The sequence below is a fragment of the Aquibacillus rhizosphaerae genome (genome assembly GCF_030282825.1).
Lineage (GTDB): Bacteria > Bacillota > Bacilli > Bacillales > Amphibacillaceae > Aquibacillus_C > Aquibacillus_C rhizosphaerae.
Genome location: NZ_JASTZU010000018.1, coordinates 203,496 through 219,668 on the forward strand (window position 1 = coordinate 203,496; position 16,173 = coordinate 219,668).

18 protein-coding genes, 2 pseudogenes and 1 riboswitch are annotated in these 16,173 nt (G+C 34.4%); of the genes and pseudogenes, 6 read left to right on the plus strand and 14 right to left on the minus strand.

All coding sequences use genetic code 11. The annotated features are described in order from the left end of the window. Nucleotides 1–50: 50 nt before the first annotated feature. From QQS35_RS04525 to QQS35_RS04550, 6 genes and pseudogenes are all read right to left on the minus strand, one after another. Entirely contained in the window at nucleotides 51–581 is a 531-nt protein-coding gene (locus QQS35_RS04525; RefSeq protein ID WP_285930671.1) for a DinB family protein, read from the minus strand. A 50-nt stretch (nucleotides 582–631) separates the two neighbouring features. Continuing rightward, nucleotides 632–1,075, minus strand: coding sequence for an NUDIX domain-containing protein (locus tag QQS35_RS04530; RefSeq protein WP_285930673.1), 444 nt, complete (start codon nucleotides 1,073–1,075; stop codon nucleotides 632–634). A gap of 65 nt (nucleotides 1,076–1,140) precedes the next feature. Further along, nucleotides 1,141–1,565: pseudogene (locus QQS35_RS04535) on the minus strand (NUDIX hydrolase). A 237-nt stretch (nucleotides 1,566–1,802) separates the two neighbouring features. After that, complete coding sequence (locus QQS35_RS04540; RefSeq protein ID WP_285930674.1) at nucleotides 1,803–2,291, minus strand: dihydrofolate reductase; 489 nt, start codon at nucleotides 2,289–2,291, stop codon at nucleotides 1,803–1,805. A 21-nt stretch (nucleotides 2,292–2,312) separates the two neighbouring features. Beyond that, entirely contained in the window at nucleotides 2,313–3,272 is a 960-nt protein-coding gene (locus tag QQS35_RS04545) for a thymidylate synthase (protein WP_285930675.1), read from the minus strand. Nucleotides 3,273–3,347: 75 nt separating this feature from the next. Continuing rightward, nucleotides 3,348–4,100 (minus strand): anthrax toxin lethal factor-related metalloendopeptidase, encoded by a 753-nt coding sequence (locus QQS35_RS04550; protein WP_285930677.1) that lies wholly within the window; start codon nucleotides 4,098–4,100, stop codon nucleotides 3,348–3,350. A 175-nt stretch (nucleotides 4,101–4,275) separates the two neighbouring features. Between QQS35_RS04550 and QQS35_RS04555 the strand changes: the two genes are divergently transcribed. Beyond that, nucleotides 4,276–5,334 carry an NlpC/P60 family protein gene (locus QQS35_RS04555; RefSeq protein ID WP_285930678.1) on the plus strand — a complete coding sequence of 353 codons (1,059 nt, stop codon included), beginning with the start codon at nucleotides 4,276–4,278 and terminating at the stop codon, nucleotides 5,332–5,334. 71 nt (nucleotides 5,335–5,405) lie between these two features. Here QQS35_RS04555 and QQS35_RS04560 read toward each other — a convergent pair whose 3' ends face one another. Together QQS35_RS04560 and QQS35_RS04565 are read right to left on the minus strand one after the other, a co-directional pair. After that, complete coding sequence (locus QQS35_RS04560; RefSeq protein WP_285930679.1) at nucleotides 5,406–5,999, minus strand: HD domain-containing protein; 594 nt, start codon at nucleotides 5,997–5,999, stop codon at nucleotides 5,406–5,408. Between the two features lie 11 nt (nucleotides 6,000–6,010). Next, nucleotides 6,011–6,865 (minus strand): DUF72 domain-containing protein, encoded by an 855-nt coding sequence (locus tag QQS35_RS04565; protein ID WP_285930680.1) that lies wholly within the window; start codon nucleotides 6,863–6,865, stop codon nucleotides 6,011–6,013. Between the two features lie 406 nt (nucleotides 6,866–7,271). Between QQS35_RS04565 and QQS35_RS04570 the strand changes: the two genes are divergently transcribed. The 3 genes from QQS35_RS04570 to QQS35_RS04580 all read left to right on the plus strand — a co-directional run bounded on the left by QQS35_RS04570 (nucleotide 7,272) and on the right by QQS35_RS04580 (nucleotide 9,044). Continuing rightward, nucleotides 7,272–7,472: a cold-shock protein gene (locus QQS35_RS04570; protein ID WP_285930681.1), complete on the plus strand. Its 201-nt coding sequence runs from the start codon at nucleotides 7,272–7,274 to the stop codon at nucleotides 7,470–7,472. 376 nt (nucleotides 7,473–7,848) lie between these two features. Continuing rightward, a riboswitch (PreQ1 riboswitch) is annotated at nucleotides 7,849–7,893 on the plus strand. A gap of 7 nt (nucleotides 7,894–7,900) precedes the next feature. Next, a complete protein-coding gene (locus tag QQS35_RS04575) occupies nucleotides 7,901–8,584 on the plus strand; it encodes a queuosine precursor transporter (protein ID WP_285930683.1) in 684 nt (227 codons plus the stop codon). 67 nt (nucleotides 8,585–8,651) lie between these two features. Continuing rightward, nucleotides 8,652–9,044, plus strand: coding sequence for a ribonuclease HI family protein (locus QQS35_RS04580; protein ID WP_285930685.1), 393 nt, complete (start codon nucleotides 8,652–8,654; stop codon nucleotides 9,042–9,044). Here the strand turns inward: QQS35_RS04580 and QQS35_RS04585 are convergent. The 4 genes from QQS35_RS04585 to QQS35_RS04600 all read right to left on the minus strand — a co-directional run bounded on the left by QQS35_RS04585 (nucleotide 9,037) and on the right by QQS35_RS04600 (nucleotide 12,540). Continuing rightward, nucleotides 9,037–9,309 carry a DUF6123 family protein gene (locus QQS35_RS04585; RefSeq protein ID WP_285930686.1) on the minus strand — a complete coding sequence of 91 codons (273 nt, stop codon included), beginning with the start codon at nucleotides 9,307–9,309 and terminating at the stop codon, nucleotides 9,037–9,039. The genes QQS35_RS04580 and QQS35_RS04585 overlap by 8 nt on opposite strands. Before the next feature lie 85 nt (nucleotides 9,310–9,394). Continuing rightward, complete coding sequence (locus tag QQS35_RS04590) at nucleotides 9,395–9,922, minus strand: isoprenylcysteine carboxyl methyltransferase family protein (protein WP_285930687.1); 528 nt, start codon at nucleotides 9,920–9,922, stop codon at nucleotides 9,395–9,397. After that, a complete protein-coding gene (locus tag QQS35_RS04595; RefSeq protein WP_285930688.1) occupies nucleotides 9,922–11,007 on the minus strand; it encodes a type III polyketide synthase in 1,086 nt (361 codons plus the stop codon). The genes QQS35_RS04590 and QQS35_RS04595 overlap by 1 nt, the downstream gene beginning before the upstream one ends. A 192-nt stretch (nucleotides 11,008–11,199) precedes the next feature. Then, nucleotides 11,200–12,540 (minus strand): DUF4179 domain-containing protein, encoded by a 1,341-nt coding sequence (locus QQS35_RS04600; RefSeq protein WP_285930689.1) that lies wholly within the window; start codon nucleotides 12,538–12,540, stop codon nucleotides 11,200–11,202. A gap of 403 nt (nucleotides 12,541–12,943) precedes the next feature. On the opposite strand from QQS35_RS04600, the gene QQS35_RS04605 reads away from it, so the two are divergent. Together QQS35_RS04605 and QQS35_RS04610 are read left to right on the plus strand one after the other, a co-directional pair. Next, nucleotides 12,944–13,411, plus strand: coding sequence for a BsuPI-related putative proteinase inhibitor (locus tag QQS35_RS04605; protein WP_285930690.1), 468 nt, complete (start codon nucleotides 12,944–12,946; stop codon nucleotides 13,409–13,411). Between the two features lie 179 nt (nucleotides 13,412–13,590). Then, nucleotides 13,591–13,961, plus strand: a pseudogene (locus QQS35_RS04610) (GNAT family N-acetyltransferase); the annotation flags it as partial. Nucleotides 13,962–14,113: 152 nt separating this feature from the next. Here the strand turns inward: QQS35_RS04610 and kynB are convergent. Together kynB and kynU are read right to left on the minus strand one after the other, a co-directional pair. After that, the gene (gene kynB, locus QQS35_RS04615; protein ID WP_285930691.1) at nucleotides 14,114–14,743 is read right to left on the minus strand and encodes an arylformamidase; all 630 of its coding nucleotides are present in this window, start codon (nucleotides 14,741–14,743) and stop codon (nucleotides 14,114–14,116) included. Continuing rightward, nucleotides 14,740–16,026: a kynureninase gene (gene kynU / locus QQS35_RS04620; RefSeq protein WP_285930692.1), complete on the minus strand. Its 1,287-nt coding sequence runs from the start codon at nucleotides 16,024–16,026 to the stop codon at nucleotides 14,740–14,742. Before kynU ends, kynB begins: the two co-directional genes overlap by 4 nt. Nucleotides 16,027–16,173: the final 147 nt, after the last annotated feature.

The window sequence follows — 16,173 nt, forward strand, 5'->3', positions numbered from 1 at the left end:
GCGTTGAATAAACACTAACGATTAATCCTGGTATTCTGTGTTTTATCGTTCTAGTTTGTTCTCTTTTTATTTATTATCAACCTTTTCATCATTCTTATTTGTCCACGGTGGTTCATTTCATCCTCCATTACATGAAACCAAAGGTAATAATTATTATATGGTATATCATTTCCCCATTTGTTCTCCTCAAGCAACCAGCTATCATTCTTTGACTTTAACAATGTTAAGGTATTACTTCTAACTTCTGATAATTGATTTAGATAATAATCTAGGGATTGTTTGTTTATTACCTCTCTTGCCTTGTCTCCAAGTTCTAAAGCTGCGCCCCATTTAGAGAACTCAGTTTCAGTTAAATCCCTTTTTTCATTTGATATAATTTGATGAACAAACTCAATCGATGCAATATGTAATAGTAAAGCGCCAATTGTGTTAGCACTGGTATCAACGAGGAAATCTAAATCAGACTGAGTTAAATCTTGTATTTCATCCCATGTAACCGCTCGTGTATGCTCAAGCATAGAAACGAGTTCTCCAACTTTTTCAGTAAAACCATCCTGATTTCGTATTCTGTAATCAACCATACTTCACCTCCGTCCAATTACTTACTTTTAAAATTTTGGCTGTATTACTATTAGCCAAAATGTCTCACAAAATAATCTCTTGTTTCTTTATGCGTTAAAACAGTTAACACTTCTCTCTTCTGAAGAAACTTAATATCTTTAATTTCATCATCTATTGGTTTAAGCGTAGTTTTGTCACCGTAAAACTCAACATGAAACATCGTTATCTCTTGTTTTTGATAACCTATTTCAGACTGTATTTCAAGGGGGAATTGAAAGTGTATTTTTTCATCTAATTGATTTATAATTTTGTAATCACATGAGCCTGTTTCTTCTTTCAACTCTCTTAGGATAGCATTCTGTAAATCGAGATCGTGTTCCTCTACTCCACCTTTCACAAAATCCCATTCACCGTCAATACTCTGTTTTTCATCATTTATATTCATTTTTACTTTGTGTATAATTATATACTCTTGATTACATGATATGATTGCGCCAACCGCTTTTCTTATCATTCATTTTTCACTTCCTGAAAGCTGTTTTTCTTATGCTTTAAACCCCTTAAATCAATCTACATCCATCAACATTCAACATAAAAGTGCTGTGAGTTGTCGTCTAAGCAATATTCAATTCTTTGTCTGAAATTTTTCCATGTTACCATATCTAATCCTTTATCAATAGGGAAATAGCCGACTTCTAAGCTTCGGCACTTGTTGTTAGTTCACCACCGATTGGAACAGCCAAAAATAAATGATTACAAATGGATAGATTAACATATTGAAATAGACCACAATACTTTGTGATTTCAACCGTTATCCCTGACTCTTCTTTTGTCTCTCTAATTGCAGCATGCTTTAATGATTCTCCTTCTTCTACCTGTCCACCAGGAATTTCCCAACCTCGACGTGGTCCTTTAATTAATAAAATTTCATTTTTAGCATTAAGTACAACAGTAGCTCCAGAAACTATATGTTTAGGTAGGTTGTTCATATATGTATCCTCCATTCCAAGTGGATTTTTGCGTTGAAAAGCTTTTTACAATAATCGAATAGTAGGCAGTTATAGTGTGCGTTCTACTGCATGCAATTTTAAACCTACAAATTCACTAACTAATTTTAACATAAATATCCAAAATATCTTACGAATTAATGATTAGTCCAGTAAACAACAAAACAGACCATCTAAATTTCATATAAATTAGATGGTCTGTCTTTATAGTATTCACTTCAGATAACAGTATCCTTATTTACGATTATATTGAATAAAATAATAATCATAAATATTTTTTTCATCTTTAATACCTTTTTCTTTTTTGGTGGTTTCCCATTCTTGTTCATCAAAATCAGGAAAATACGTATCGCCAGGAAAATCTTCGTCTATTAGCGTCATATACATACGATCAGCGTAAGGAAGTATTTGTTCGAAAATATTTCCTCCACCGATAACGAAATACTCTACTTTAGGGTTTTCTTTACTCCATTCAATTACCGTGTCAATCGAATGGATGACCTGACAGTCTTGTTGTTCGTATGAAGTATCTCGTGTAATCACAACATTTGTACGGTTTGGTAGCGGACCATTCATCGAATCAAATGTTTTTCTTCCCATAATAACAATGTTTGAGGTAGTTAAATTTTTAAAGAACTTCAAATCACTTGGCAATCTCCAAGGTAATGTATTATTATGTCCAATTACTCGGTTTCGGTCCATAGCGTAAAGCAATGAAATCATACTTGACCTCCTTGTTTAATCTTAAACAGCAACGGGTGCTTTTATTGCTGAATGTGACTCATAATTTACTATCTCCATATCTTCCATTTCAAAATCGAATATAGAGGTAATGGATTGGTTTAATTTTAATGTTGGAAAATTCATCGGTGTTCGGTTAAGTTGTGTATTTACTTGTTCTATATGATTGGAATAAATATGCGCATCACCTAATGTGTGAATAAACTCACCAACCTCTAAATTACATTCATGTGCAATAAGGTGGGTTAGTAATGCATAACTCGCAATGTTAAAAGGGACACCAAGAAATACGTCTCCACTTCGTTGGTATAATTGACAAGACAATTTTCCTTCTGCAACATAAAACTGGAACATGGTGTGGCATGGTGGTAATGCCATATTAGAAGGAACATCTTCTGGGTTCCACGCAGTAACCATATGTCTTCTAGAATCTGGATTTACTTTAATTGATTCAATAACTTGTTTTAATTGATCAATTGTTTCACCTTGAGACGTCTTCCATGCGCGCCACTGTTGTCCATAAACAGATCCAAGATTTCCATACTTTTCTGCAAATGCATCATCATTTACTATTTTCTCTTTAAACTTCTCCATCTCAATCGAATATAGTTCATGAAACTGTGCATCTGTTTGACTTCTGTTCCCAAAATCAGTCATGTCGGGTCCACTATAGGCTTCACTTTCTACCCATTGTTTAAACGCCCACTCATTCCAAATATTGTTGTTATATTTTAGTAAATACTGGATATTTGTATCACCTTTAATAAACCAGAGTAATTCACTTGCGATTAGACGGAAAGGAACGCGCTTTGTTGTTAATAATGGAAACCCTTGACTTAAATCAAATCGCATTTGATGTCCAAATACAGATAGTGTACCTGTATTCGTACGATCTTCTTTTTTAGATCCAGTTTCTAAAACCGTTCTACACAAATCCAAATAGGCTTGTTCACCTGTTGCCATAGTATTACGCTCCTTCATTAAGACATGTTCACTTTTAAAACTCATTAAAATAGAAAGATAGATTTATATAATCCTTTAATCCAAATATATCTGATCAAAGTTAGTAAAAGTTATCGATGAAAACTCATTAAAAAGTTCATAGGTAACTGGCGCTTTTAATTTTATAATAGCATTCGTTCTTTTATTTTTATAATAATACGCAAACATTTCAGCAAAATATTCTGATGGGTAATTTACAAAGTAGTCTTGTCCAGAAAACATGAATTCGACTTCTTTGTTCCATGCATGTTGTATTTTAGTAGCATAACTAGGGTCATTCATTAACACGTGATATACCGTGTGCCCTATTTCATGTAGTTCTAAATTTATTGAACTATGACCTTTGCCAGGCATACTTGCTCCTATTTTAGCAGATACTAACCAACTACCACCTGATCCTGGTACGTTCTCCCAGGTTGTTTCTCGCTTCCAGCCACGTGGTTGGTCCCATTTTAAATAATATAACAAAGGCTCATCTGTTAGTTTTCCTTCAAATAGTCTTACCTTTACACCTTGATCTACGAGCATTTCTAATAATGCACGATCAATACGGTTGATCCGATTAACCATGTTAGATAACGATTTAGTATCTGTTAACTTTTCAGGAATGATGATTAATTTGTATAACAAATCAGCATTTTTAAGTGACTGTAATTGTAATAGGTCCTGATTACCTTTTGCGTGTTGCAGCATTATTCCATTAAACGGTCTTGTAATTTCAACATAAGGAAGAAATGAAAAGAATAAAATGATAACCATAACCCTTATTCGCTTTAACCATATTTTCATTCTAGTCCCAAAGCCAAACCAGAAATACACACTTAATAATCTTGTTGAAGTTAAAAAAGTAGGTAATCTAATTGTAACATATTACAAAAATATTTCGTTTATTTATTTGCGGTATATTCTGCTTTTATTTACATAAACCTTGAAAAGAGAACAATAATGGAAAGGGGAGTTTTGCATGCTAACTAATGGAAATGTGCAGCACGTCGTCAAACATTCCATGGCTTATGGATTTGTACTAAGTCAACCATTCTCCTTTTATGTAGATGCATACCCAATGTTACAAAATGAGGTGTTAGAAGAATCTACTACACTTGAATATGGTCAGCACAGCGCCGCTGTAAGAGTACTTCAGCATAAACTAAACAAACTTTCGTACTATGATAAATCAATAGATGGAGAATTTGGAGTATTAACAGAGCATGCATTAAAGAAACTACAACATGAGAATGATATTACTGTTAGTGGTAAGGCGGATATTATCACCGTTAACAAGATTGTGACACTTGAACGCGAGAAATATTTACGACCATTAAAGTCAATTAAAAGTACGTTTCATCCTGGTGATACGGGAGAAGAAATCAAAACAATTCAAAAGGCGCTTCATTATTTCGGATACTACAAAGAAGAAATAGACGGTATTTACGGACCGATGACAGACCGCGCTCTTAAAGCCTTTCAAGAAGACAATGGATTAGAAGTAGAAAAAGAAGTAAATGAAAAAACAATCGATGCGATTTATACTGCCGAACCACAAACAGAAAATAAACAACCAAAAGAGGAACTTGAACAATCTCAACAAACAGAAAAATCACAAGAAACAAAAAGTGATACTAAGAAGGTTGAAAAAACTGAAACACAGCAAAGCTTTAATACTTCAAATCTAATAACGAATGCGAAAGAGTTAGTTGGAACTCCTTATGTTTGGGGTGGAACTTCTCCAAGTGGGTTTGATTGTAGTGGATTTATCCAATATGTTTTTCAATCACTAGGAATTAATGTCCCACGAACGGTATCTGATATTTGGAATATGACGAAACCAGTAGAAAATCTTTCCATCGGAGATTTTGTTTTCTACGAAACATATAAAGCAGGCCCTTCGCACATGGGAATCTATGTCGGAAATGGCGAATTCATTCATGCCGGTGAATCGAGAGGTGTAGAAGTTAGTAGTATGGATAATTCTTATTGGAGTGAAAAATATATAGGAGCTAAACGTGTAGTTATTCAAAAATAACTCGTACACATACAACAAGATGAATCTCAAGCCTACCGTGCATAGTTGGCATGAGATTCATTTTTATAGATTTAGTATGTATTCCATTCATCATAAAACTGATCTAAAAAAGACTGCATCACTCGATGTCTTTGTCCTGCAATAGATTTGGCAGTACTCGTATGCATTAAATCTTTTAATAATAATAGTTTGTCATAAAAATGTTGTACGCTCGTTCCCTTTGTTTCATCATCACTGTGTATCAAACTACCAATACTGCCACCATAGGCAAAGGTTCTGGCAATCCCTATCGCACCAATTGCATCCATACGATCTGCATCCTGTACAATTTTTCCTTCTATTGTTTCTGGTTGTCTACCTTTACTAAAGGAAACATCCCTAATTGCCATATCAATTTCATGAATCAGTTGTTCGGATAGTTCAAGACTGACTAAAAACTGATGTAATTTTTGTTTTTCTGCTTCTGGATTAGAAAATAACTTTTTATCTCCTATGTCATGTAACCAACCAGCTGCTTCAACAACAAATGGATTAGCCTTTTCTGTTTCCGCAATCTTTTTAGCCATATTCGCGACCCTTTTCATATGATGAAAGTCGTGTCCAGAAGAATCTTGATGAAATAAATCAAATACATAGGCCTCGATTTGTTGTAATTTACTATTCATTTTCATACTCCTTACCAATTAAATAAATCCATTTGTTTTGGATTTAAATTTTTGTACGTTATATTTAATAGATTGATTAGCTGCTTTGCGTTATCTGCAGCGTCCCCACCTGAATTATTATTAAAAAGTACCGTAATCTCTCTTGTCTCTTTTTGCAACTTTTCAATATTTTTAACCCATTCTTGTAATTCCTTTTCATTATAGTTATAAAGAAAACGCACTTCTCTCCAATCGTCTCGTCCATTTCTATTCCAACCATGAACATTCCTACCATGAAAACGAACCAGTGTTTTATTTTCATCGGTAGATTCTAATACAAGTGGAACAGAAGCAGACCCTGCTTGTGGTTCATCACATATGGAATGAATCCACCCCTCTTCCCTCATAAACTGTAACGTATCCTGTCTATGTTCTGGTAAAAACCAACTTTGATTTCTAAACTCTAGCGCTAAAGGTAAATCTGGAAACAGTCGTTTTGTCTTTTTTAATTTTCGAATGTTTTCTTGATTAAGGTCAAACCAAGGTGGGAATTGAAATAAAATTGCATTTAACTTATTTGCAGTAATAACAGGTTGAATTGATTGAAGGTACGCTTCAAACAATGCTCTTGCTTCTTGGTTTGTCATAGAAGACTTATCATGGCCTGTCATTGTTTGATGAGCTTTGATAATAAAAGAGAAATTATCAGGAGTTTCCTTCACCCATTTTTGATAGTTTTTCTCAGGTTGAATTGCATAGAAAGCTGTATCAACTTCGACAACTGGGAAATGCGAACTATACGTTTCTAATTTGTTTTTCGAAGCACCTTTATCTATGTATAAGCGATCATGGTCTCCCCAACCTGTTAAACCAATAAGAATTGACATGATTTTTCCTCCATTTAAACCTTAACAACGTATCTTTTATTATCATAGTATATCCTTTAAAAATAAACAAAAGATGTGGTGAAAATCCTGGAACACTTTTTGTTCTTAAACTACTTTTTCTGCTTTGTTTTGACAATATTTTTGACGAATTTCAAGTTAATTCGACTTACTAAAACCCCAGAAAAATAGGCTGTTACATTCTTTTTCCAATTTCTTGACTGTCATAAAAAAATCAGCTATATTTGACTCAAGCAAAGAAGATGTATGGATTCATTAATGACAGGTAGCTTCTTTAGAAGTGGATGAAATTGTGATCCTATCCTTCTAAAGTAGCTACCTTTTTATTTGTCTATCATCTTGTTTGTATTACCACGTTTGACGTGAAAGTCTTAGGAGGATTATCAACATGCAAAATGGTATCGTAAAATGGTTTAATGCAGAAAAAGGTTATGGTTTTATCCAAATCGAAGAGGGAAATGATGTATTCGTTCACTTCTCTGCTATTCAGGAAGAAGGCTTCAAAACACTAGAAGAAGGTCAAGAAGTTTCGTTTGAAGTAGTCGATGGAGACCGTGGCCCTCAAGCAGCTAATGTAACAAAAAAATAAATAAGCACTTATAATTAGGCGGTGATCCTAGTGGGTCATCGTCTTTTCTTGTAGAATAGGCAATTATAGATGTAGTGTCCTGTGGATAACTGACTATTGCATGTGCACGTCGAGCTACAGCGCCTACCCGAATCGAACATCTTTGTGGTAAAGAGCACCACATAGATGTTCGTCTTAATTGCTCTAGGGTGAGCAAGGAGTCCAGAGCTTTTCTTCTAGAATACAAGATTGTTGACAGTTATATTTTAATTTATTGTCAATGGAGTTAATTTCATAATTACCTTATTTCAGTCATCTCAGATAATATATTGTTGTAGGCGAAGACAAAATTGTTATTATGAAATTGTTTAAACTAAAATGGAATACAGTGGTGAAAACACCCGCGGTTCGTAAACTCCCGCGTTAACAAAACTAAGGAGGAGTTTCGTTTGTTTAATGAAAGCTTGTGGATTATTTTTGCATTAGTCAACTTTAGTATGTTGATTATAGTGTATCGTATTTTTGGGAAGCCAGGATTATTTGTCTGGATTGGGATGTCAACGGTGATTGCCAATATCCAAGTAATCAAAACAGTAGAATTGATTGGGTTGACAGCTACCTTAGGTAACATCATTTACGGTACAGCCTTTTTAGCAACGGATATTTTGAATGAGAAATATGGAAAAAAAGACGCTAAAAAAGCAGTTTGGATGGGTTTTTCTACACTCATTGCGATGACGATTATGATGCAATTAGCATTAAAATTCCAACCACACCCTAGTGATATTGCCCAAGAATCGTTAATGACATTGTTTGGTATCGTGCCCAAGGTTGCGATTGGGAGTCTAATTGCTTATATTGTTAGTCAATATTTTGATGTATGGATTTATTCAAAGATTAAAAGACTATTACCAGATGAAAAATACTTATGGATAAGAAATAACGGAAGTACCATGGTCAGTCAGCTACTAGATAGCTTTATCTTTTGTTTCATCGCCTTTTATGGTGAGTATCCAATAAATATTTGGTTAGAAATCTTTTTGACCACGTATGTTATTAAATTTATCGTTGCTGCCATTGACACGCCGTTCTTATACTTAGCAAAACGTATGCATATACAAAAACAACAATAAACATACAATATGGGAGGGTTACTACATGTAGCCCTCAAATTTAAATTATAATTCAAGGAGAAAAATCATGTTAGAAGTATATACTGATGGAGCATCAAGTGGCGATCCGGGGCCTAGTGGTGCTGGAATCTACATTAAAAATGGGAAAGAACAACATGAATATATGTATTACATAGGTGAACTATCCAATCATGAGGCTGAGTTTTGGGCGGTAATTAAAGCGCTTGATGTATGTAAGGAAAATTTCCCGAATGAAATTCTGTCCTTGCGAAGTGATTCGAAGTTAGTTGTTGATATGATTGAAAAGGAATTTACTAAAAATAAAAATTTCAGTCCTTTATTAGAAGAGATTTTGAAAAGAATACAAACATTTCCTCACTTTTTTATTAAGTGGATTCCAGAAAAACAAAATAAAAATGCTGATCGATTAGCAAGAAAAGCAATACATAAAGTTAAGTAAAGCCTTTTTCGGTCAACAAATCATTCGCTTCTCTTTTTGTTTTGATCGATTCTTTAACAAGCAACTCAAGTAGACTTACATAAAAACTGCGATTAAATGTGTGTTGAAATTGTAATGTTAGCTTTAACGCATAGATGACCTTCCAGTCCGGTGCTCCAGTGAATTTTTTACCAAAATAAATAAATTGGACTTCTTCATCCTTTAATTTAAAGCCTTTTGTCCATAAATCTTCTATATAGTTGGCTAATTTATTATCTCCACCCATATAAATCCACTCCTACATACATGAAAAGTCTTTCGTCCTTTTTTAGTATATAGTGCGAACATCCGTTTGTCCAGGGAGTCGATTTCTAATCAGTATTCATTGTACTTATTAATGCCCTCTCTTCGATTGGTATTCGAATTTTCAGTAAAATCATATGGAGTAATGGAAATAATAAAGCAGAAATTATCGCGTTAAAAAGAAGCGGTATAACGATTAACTCGATGCCAACAATTACATAATTCGGGTGTTTGATAAAACGGTAGGGCCCATGGTTAATTAACGGTACACCGGGCAAAACAATAACTTTCGTATTCCAAAACTTTCCCAACGATGCAATACACCATATACGTAAAATTTGTGTGAAAATGAATAACGAAATTAAAAAAAGGCGGAATGATATATTTTCATTTAGTGTGATTGGTGAAAGGAAACTTTCAAGTATGATAAAAACAAAAAATACAGCATGAGTGATTACAAACCACTTATAATGTTCAGCACCAAATTCAGTGGCCCCTTGTTGTTTCATCCATTTTTCATTTCGTCTAGCTATGACTAGTTCAACGATACGTTGAAGGATTATAAAGATAAATAAGCCCATTAACCACCCAGTCATTACGACCACTCCAAACTAATTAATTCAGAACTAAAACCCGGACCTAATGCAGATAAGATACTCTTCTCACCTTGTTTCATATTTTCTTTCATCCATGCATTCAAAATATAAAAGACCGTTACAGACGACATGTTTCCATGATCACTTAATATTTTATATGAATAATGCAGTTGAGTTTTTGTAATATCTAGTACCTCTTCCATGGCTTCTAAAACCTTTTTCCCACCAGGATGCGCTATATAACAAGATATATCTTCCACAGACCAATCAATTTGCTTGAAAAAAGTTAATGTATGCTCTCTCCAAAATTCCTTTACTAAACTAGGGATACTTTTAGCGAAGATTACTTCAAACCCATTGTCGGTAATTGCCCAACCCATAACGTTTAATGCATCTTTTTTCAAACGTGTACTTGTTTGGTGTACTTTAGGTGATGTTCGCCTTCTTTCTTTTAGATAGGGTGACTTATCCCCTAACAATAATCCAGCGGCTGTGCCATCTCCAAACAATGCTGAACCAATAAAGTTACTTTTTTTATCATCATTTTTTTGAAAAGCTAAGCTACAAAGTTCAACACTGACAACTAAAACCGAACCTTCCCTATTACTTGATAACCAGTCATGAGCTCTTGCTAAACCACTTGCCCCACCAGCACACCCTAATCCCCAAAGCGGCATACGTATCACATCGTCACGAAAGTTCCTTTCATTCAAAAGATATGCGTCTAAGGATGGTGTTGCTATACCAGTACTTGAAACAAAAATAATCACATCGATTGCATCGTACGGAATTGGATGTGATAAAAAGTCCTGATTAGAAAGACAGTGATCGATTGCCTCTACACCATGCTTTATCGCTTTTGTTTGATAGATATCATTACGCTCTTGAAAGGAATGTTCATTAGCGAACCATGATTGTTCAACAACAAATTGACGATTTTTTACTGCAGCATGGTCAAATACAGGTAATAGGCGGTTCACCTCGCGTGCTGGACGTGGAAATATCTCTTTAATAAACGTTTGTATTTCTGTTTGGGTTAAGTTATATTCAGGAATACTAGTCCCAATTGAGCAAATATAAGTCATATAAATGAATCCCCTATTTCTGTAAGCATTTAGTTACTATATTCTTTTCCACAATCAGAATTTTTATCCTAAAGAATAGGTGTGATTATTTGAATTTCTGACAAAGTGTAAACAAAAAAAGACCACTTCACATATTTTGAAGTGGTGCCGTTTAATGGTGATATAACCAAAGCCCATTTACATTTTAACCAACTAAAATTCTAAATGAATATTTTTAGATGGGACTGTTGTTTTAATATAACTATCAATTTTTAATTCAACCGGTTTAACTAGTTCACCATTGTATGGCTCAAAAATGACCTCGTCTTGAGTTGAAAAGTAGCGGAGCTTTTCCATTTCTGCATGATAATAGTCAGATTCGCTTCCTTCATGTTGCTTACCTTCTTCGTCGATGTAAATACCGTTCGAACTATAGTTTACTGGATAACTTTCAGGTTCAGTGACAATATGAAAATTAGCTCTTTCATATTCGCGCTTCTCACTATACTCTTGGTTGATAACTAGTTTATTCGTTGATTGTGACTCATCATATTCAATTGACAACTCTGTGTCCATGAATTCAAACAATTGTGGACCATCTTGTTCCCAATCTATCGGGAAAGATTGATCTGCTTCAATTGTCTCTTGAATAAGTGCAAGATGCAAATCTAGCCCTTCAGGTACATTATAATAGATCGATTCAAAAGGGGCATACTCTGTTATTCCTTGTTCACTTAATTGAACGTTTTCTACAGGGAACAAAGACATATCCTGACGTTTTAAGATACTCTCTTCACTTTTCAATTGATCAAAATAAAAATACGTCCAACCTTCTGTGTACTTTAACTTGTATTGAAAATGTACAAAAGTAACTGTAGGTGCGATGGTAACTTTGTTTATATTGAGATTATAACCATCTATTTCTGTATTTACGTCAACTTGTTTTTCGAAAATCTCTTCTTTTTCAATAGGTATAGTAAACAGCCATTCGCCATTAACTGGTGGATTATGTTCTTTTGGAATCATAAAACCTTGTACATTAGCAGCCTCTACTTCATATAGTCCCGAAATCTCTAATTCAATTTCGTCCTGATTGTTCGCTATAGGTAAAATCCCGATTCGACCTTTATATTTGTTCTCGTTTCCCATTTCATCTGTCCTATCGACAATGCTATGAACGGGTTCCCTGAATCCTTGCCCATAATCTAAAACACCTTGATCTGAAGATACTTTTACAGCCCAATAATCAGCAACTTTAAGCAATCTGTCTTCTTCTAGGTCTTCTACTTCATAATAAACAAATGTTTGAATATCGTCTGCTACTACATGCGTGATTGTAACTCTAACACCATTGTCTTCAGCTATTAAACTAACTTTATTATTTAAACCAAAACGCTGTAACTCTTCTATTCCTTCTTGATCTTCACTTAGATTGTTCCATTCACTAACTAGTTTATTTACTCCTCCTGAAATAAATGCAACAACGATTAGTAATAAAAATAAACAAATAATAATTGTCCAAGTTTTTAGAGATAGCCTTTTTAAGGATGACAACAGAGAGTTTTGTTTTTCAAAAGTCTTGAAAGCTTCCTTACACTCCGGACATTCTTTTATATGTTTTTTGAAGTTTTTTCTATCAATTTTGTTTAGCTAATTGTTCTTATATTCATATATGGAATTTTTACATCGCTGACAATCCATCCTTGCACCTCTTTTAATAAACCTATCATACTATATTTCGACTAAAAAATCGGAAAATCCTTTGTTTCATTACATTTAAAATTATAAATACACCAAACATTAATATGCGAACCATCATCTATGTGGTTTAATGAATTTGGGATAAATATTGTTTAGATGAAGAATAAATTAGAAAATAAATCATTATGTTGGTAACCTTTTGACGTTAACCAACGACAAATGATATAAAGCTTCACACTTTCGAGGAGGTTATCAAATGAAAAAGATTGGGTTTATTTTGTTTCTTGCCATTATGTTAGTAGGTTGTGGTACAGGTTCAAGCGGAGCAAATGAAGAGCAAAATCAAGATGGTAAAACCAATGCAGACGAAAAAGGTATTGTTGAAGGGGAAATAGTTCCAAGTCTAACCCAGGAGAGCACTTTTTCGTACACGTATCAGGTAGTTAATCAAACTGAGAAAGAAGTCACTTTAGAATTCACAAGCTCACAGCGCATTGATTATTCTGTAAAAACAAAAGCAGGTGAAGAAGTTTTTCTTTACTCTAGTGTGGCTTCCTTCCTACAAGCTTTAGGTGAAGAAAAAATCAAACCGGGGGATGCTTTAGTGTATGATATTGATCTAAGCGACATAAACTTAAGTGCCGGAGAATATGTGTTAACGGCATGGATGACACCAACTGAAGGTGAAAAGTTTACAGTTACACAAGACTTTACCGTGGAATAACAAAACGAAGAGGTTTGTGTTTGCTTGCTAAACTATTTAAAACTGCTGTGTGTTACGCTCTTTTAATGACTTTATGCATAAGAAAGTGCCATTTGATTAAAAAGAAAAGGAGATTATAAATGGATATCACAATCCGACCGGAACACACTTTAGAATATAATACAACGGAAGCAATTATTAAAAAAATTCTTCTATCTAAAATTAAAATTGTAAATGGTGTGAACACACTTGATTCTTTGACACTTGCTCCAGTCTCTGTTGCTCCTGAGTATCAGAGAAAAGGAATCGGAAGTCAGTTAATTAACGCTGCTTTAAAAAATGCAAAAGAACTTGGTTCTCGCTCAGTAATTGTTTTGGGGCATAAAGAATTTTATCCAAAGTTTGGTTTTAAACCAGCTGCCTATGGAATATTAAAGCCGCATTTAAGGTAGCTGATGAGGTATTTATGGCTCTAGAATTAACACCTAGTTCTCTTGAAAAAGTGCAAGGTGTCGTTCATTATTCAAAAGCTTTTCATAGACTTGAATTTAATAAAAAAAGTTTGTCCTAAAATAGTTTTTACCATTTCGTGGACTACCTCTTTTTTAATATGAATATATTAAAACCAGTTATTTTTCTTCACGCAACTCTTCTGCCAGTAAATGTATGAAACGGATTCCGTCTATATCTCGCCCATTATAAGTAGCTTTAGAGTTTGTTATGTTAATTGTCTAGTTTCTGAACTACAGCTCGAACAGGGCTCCCGTCGCCCTCTACAATCGCGAGGGGAAGTGCGCTCAAGAGATAATCCCCTTCTTTTACATAATCTAATACTAAATTCTCTAATATGTAAATATTATGTTTTCCGAGTGCGTGATGCGTTAACAACTCTTTACTATCAAGTGGATCGACAGAAGGCATATTGACACCTAAAAGTCTTACACCCTTCTCAAATAAAAATGGAGCGATATCTTGGTCTAATACAGGAATCGAATCTGGAAACTTATTTGGTGTACTTGGTAGCGAAGTTCTTAGTAAAAGTCGTTCAACTCCGTCTAATGAAAATTGTTCTAATAGATTTCGGTTTATAGTCTTATGTGCAGATACATTTATAACTTTCGCTTGTCCAATATATACATTTATATCCAAATCATAAATTTTATTTCCGTCATTTTTGTAGTGGAAGGGTGCATCCACATGGGTACCGATATGTAAACTCGACGTGAATTGTCCAATATTTGCTGCCCCATTTTGTTGTTTTGAACTGGTTAATTGATAAGAAAAAGGCTTGTCGTCAGGCCAGTGTGCAATTTGGTTAGTCAAAGGTTGTGAAATATCAATCCATTGTTTCAAGCTATAACACCTCTTTCATTAGAATATTTTTTAAACGTCTCGTCTTCCATTATGCCCTTTAGAATATTTACTGTGTACCAAACTTCCGAAAAACTATTGTATAAAGCTATCGGTGCAATCCGTATCCCATTAGGGGCACGAAAATCAGGTATAACTCCCTCGGCTTTTAAAGCTTTACAGATGCGAGCAGCTTCTTTATGTTCCAAAAATAGATGAGCCCCACGTTGTTTTTCAGACATTGGACTTTTTATCACAAATCCATGGTCTTTTAATTCATGATTAATTAATCCAAATAAATAGTCCGTTAATTGTAATGACTTATTTCTAATTCGATGAATTCCTGCTTCTTCAAAAAGCTCCAAAGAACCGATAAGTGGCGCTGCACTTAATATATGTGGAGTGCCAACTTGAAAGGCACCTGCATGTTCCTCTGCAGTTAGTTCATGCTCCATATCAAACTGTTTATCCTTTTTTGAACCAAACCATCCTGCAAGGCCTGGCTTTTTTCCGAAATGTTTTTCATGAACAAACAGACCACCTACACTGCCTGGGCCACCATTTAAATGCTTATAATTACACCAAAAAGCAAAATCTACGCCCCATTCATGGAGATGATGAGGAATAGCACCAATTGAATGACATAAGTCAAATCCGATGATTATGTTGCGTGCATGAGCTTCTTGGGTTAGTCGCTTCATGTCAAGGATCTGTCCACTGCGATATAAAACACTAGGTAACACAACTACTGCTATTTCATCTGTCATTACCTCAATTATGTCATCATCACATAGGATATGACCATCCAAACTTTCCACTTGAATAAGGTTTTCTGATGCATTATACCCTTTTAGCTCTAATTGACTTTTCAATGCATAAATATCAGATGGGAAATTAAGCTGATCTGCTAGTATCTTTGTCTTGGTACCTGATGGATTATAAAAAGAAGCAATTAATTGGTGTAGATTACCTGTTGCTGAACCGGTAACGACAACCTCATTAAGTCTGCTTCCAACTAATGGTGCCAATTTCTCACCTAGTAATTCAGACAAATAAAACCATGGATGTTCACCTTCTATCCAACCATTAATTGCAAGGTTTTTCCATGCTTCCATTACTGACGACACAGCGGTTTCCGCTTGCTTAGAAAGTAATCCGAGTGAATTTCCATCTAAGTAGATTACGCCAGGATTTGTGTAAAATTCATCTCGAAAATACTTTAGTTCATCTTTGTCGTCCAACCCTTTTGCATAAGCAAGAGAAAATATGGTCTCTCTATCACTCATTTTAAACACCCCACGTCAATCTAAATTAGCGACTACATAGATTGATTGTAACTAATATAACCAAATATTACTAATATTCCGTAGAACGATAAAATCTTACTGCCTTTTTATCGCGATTCTTTTCGTCAACATTGTTGCATTACATAG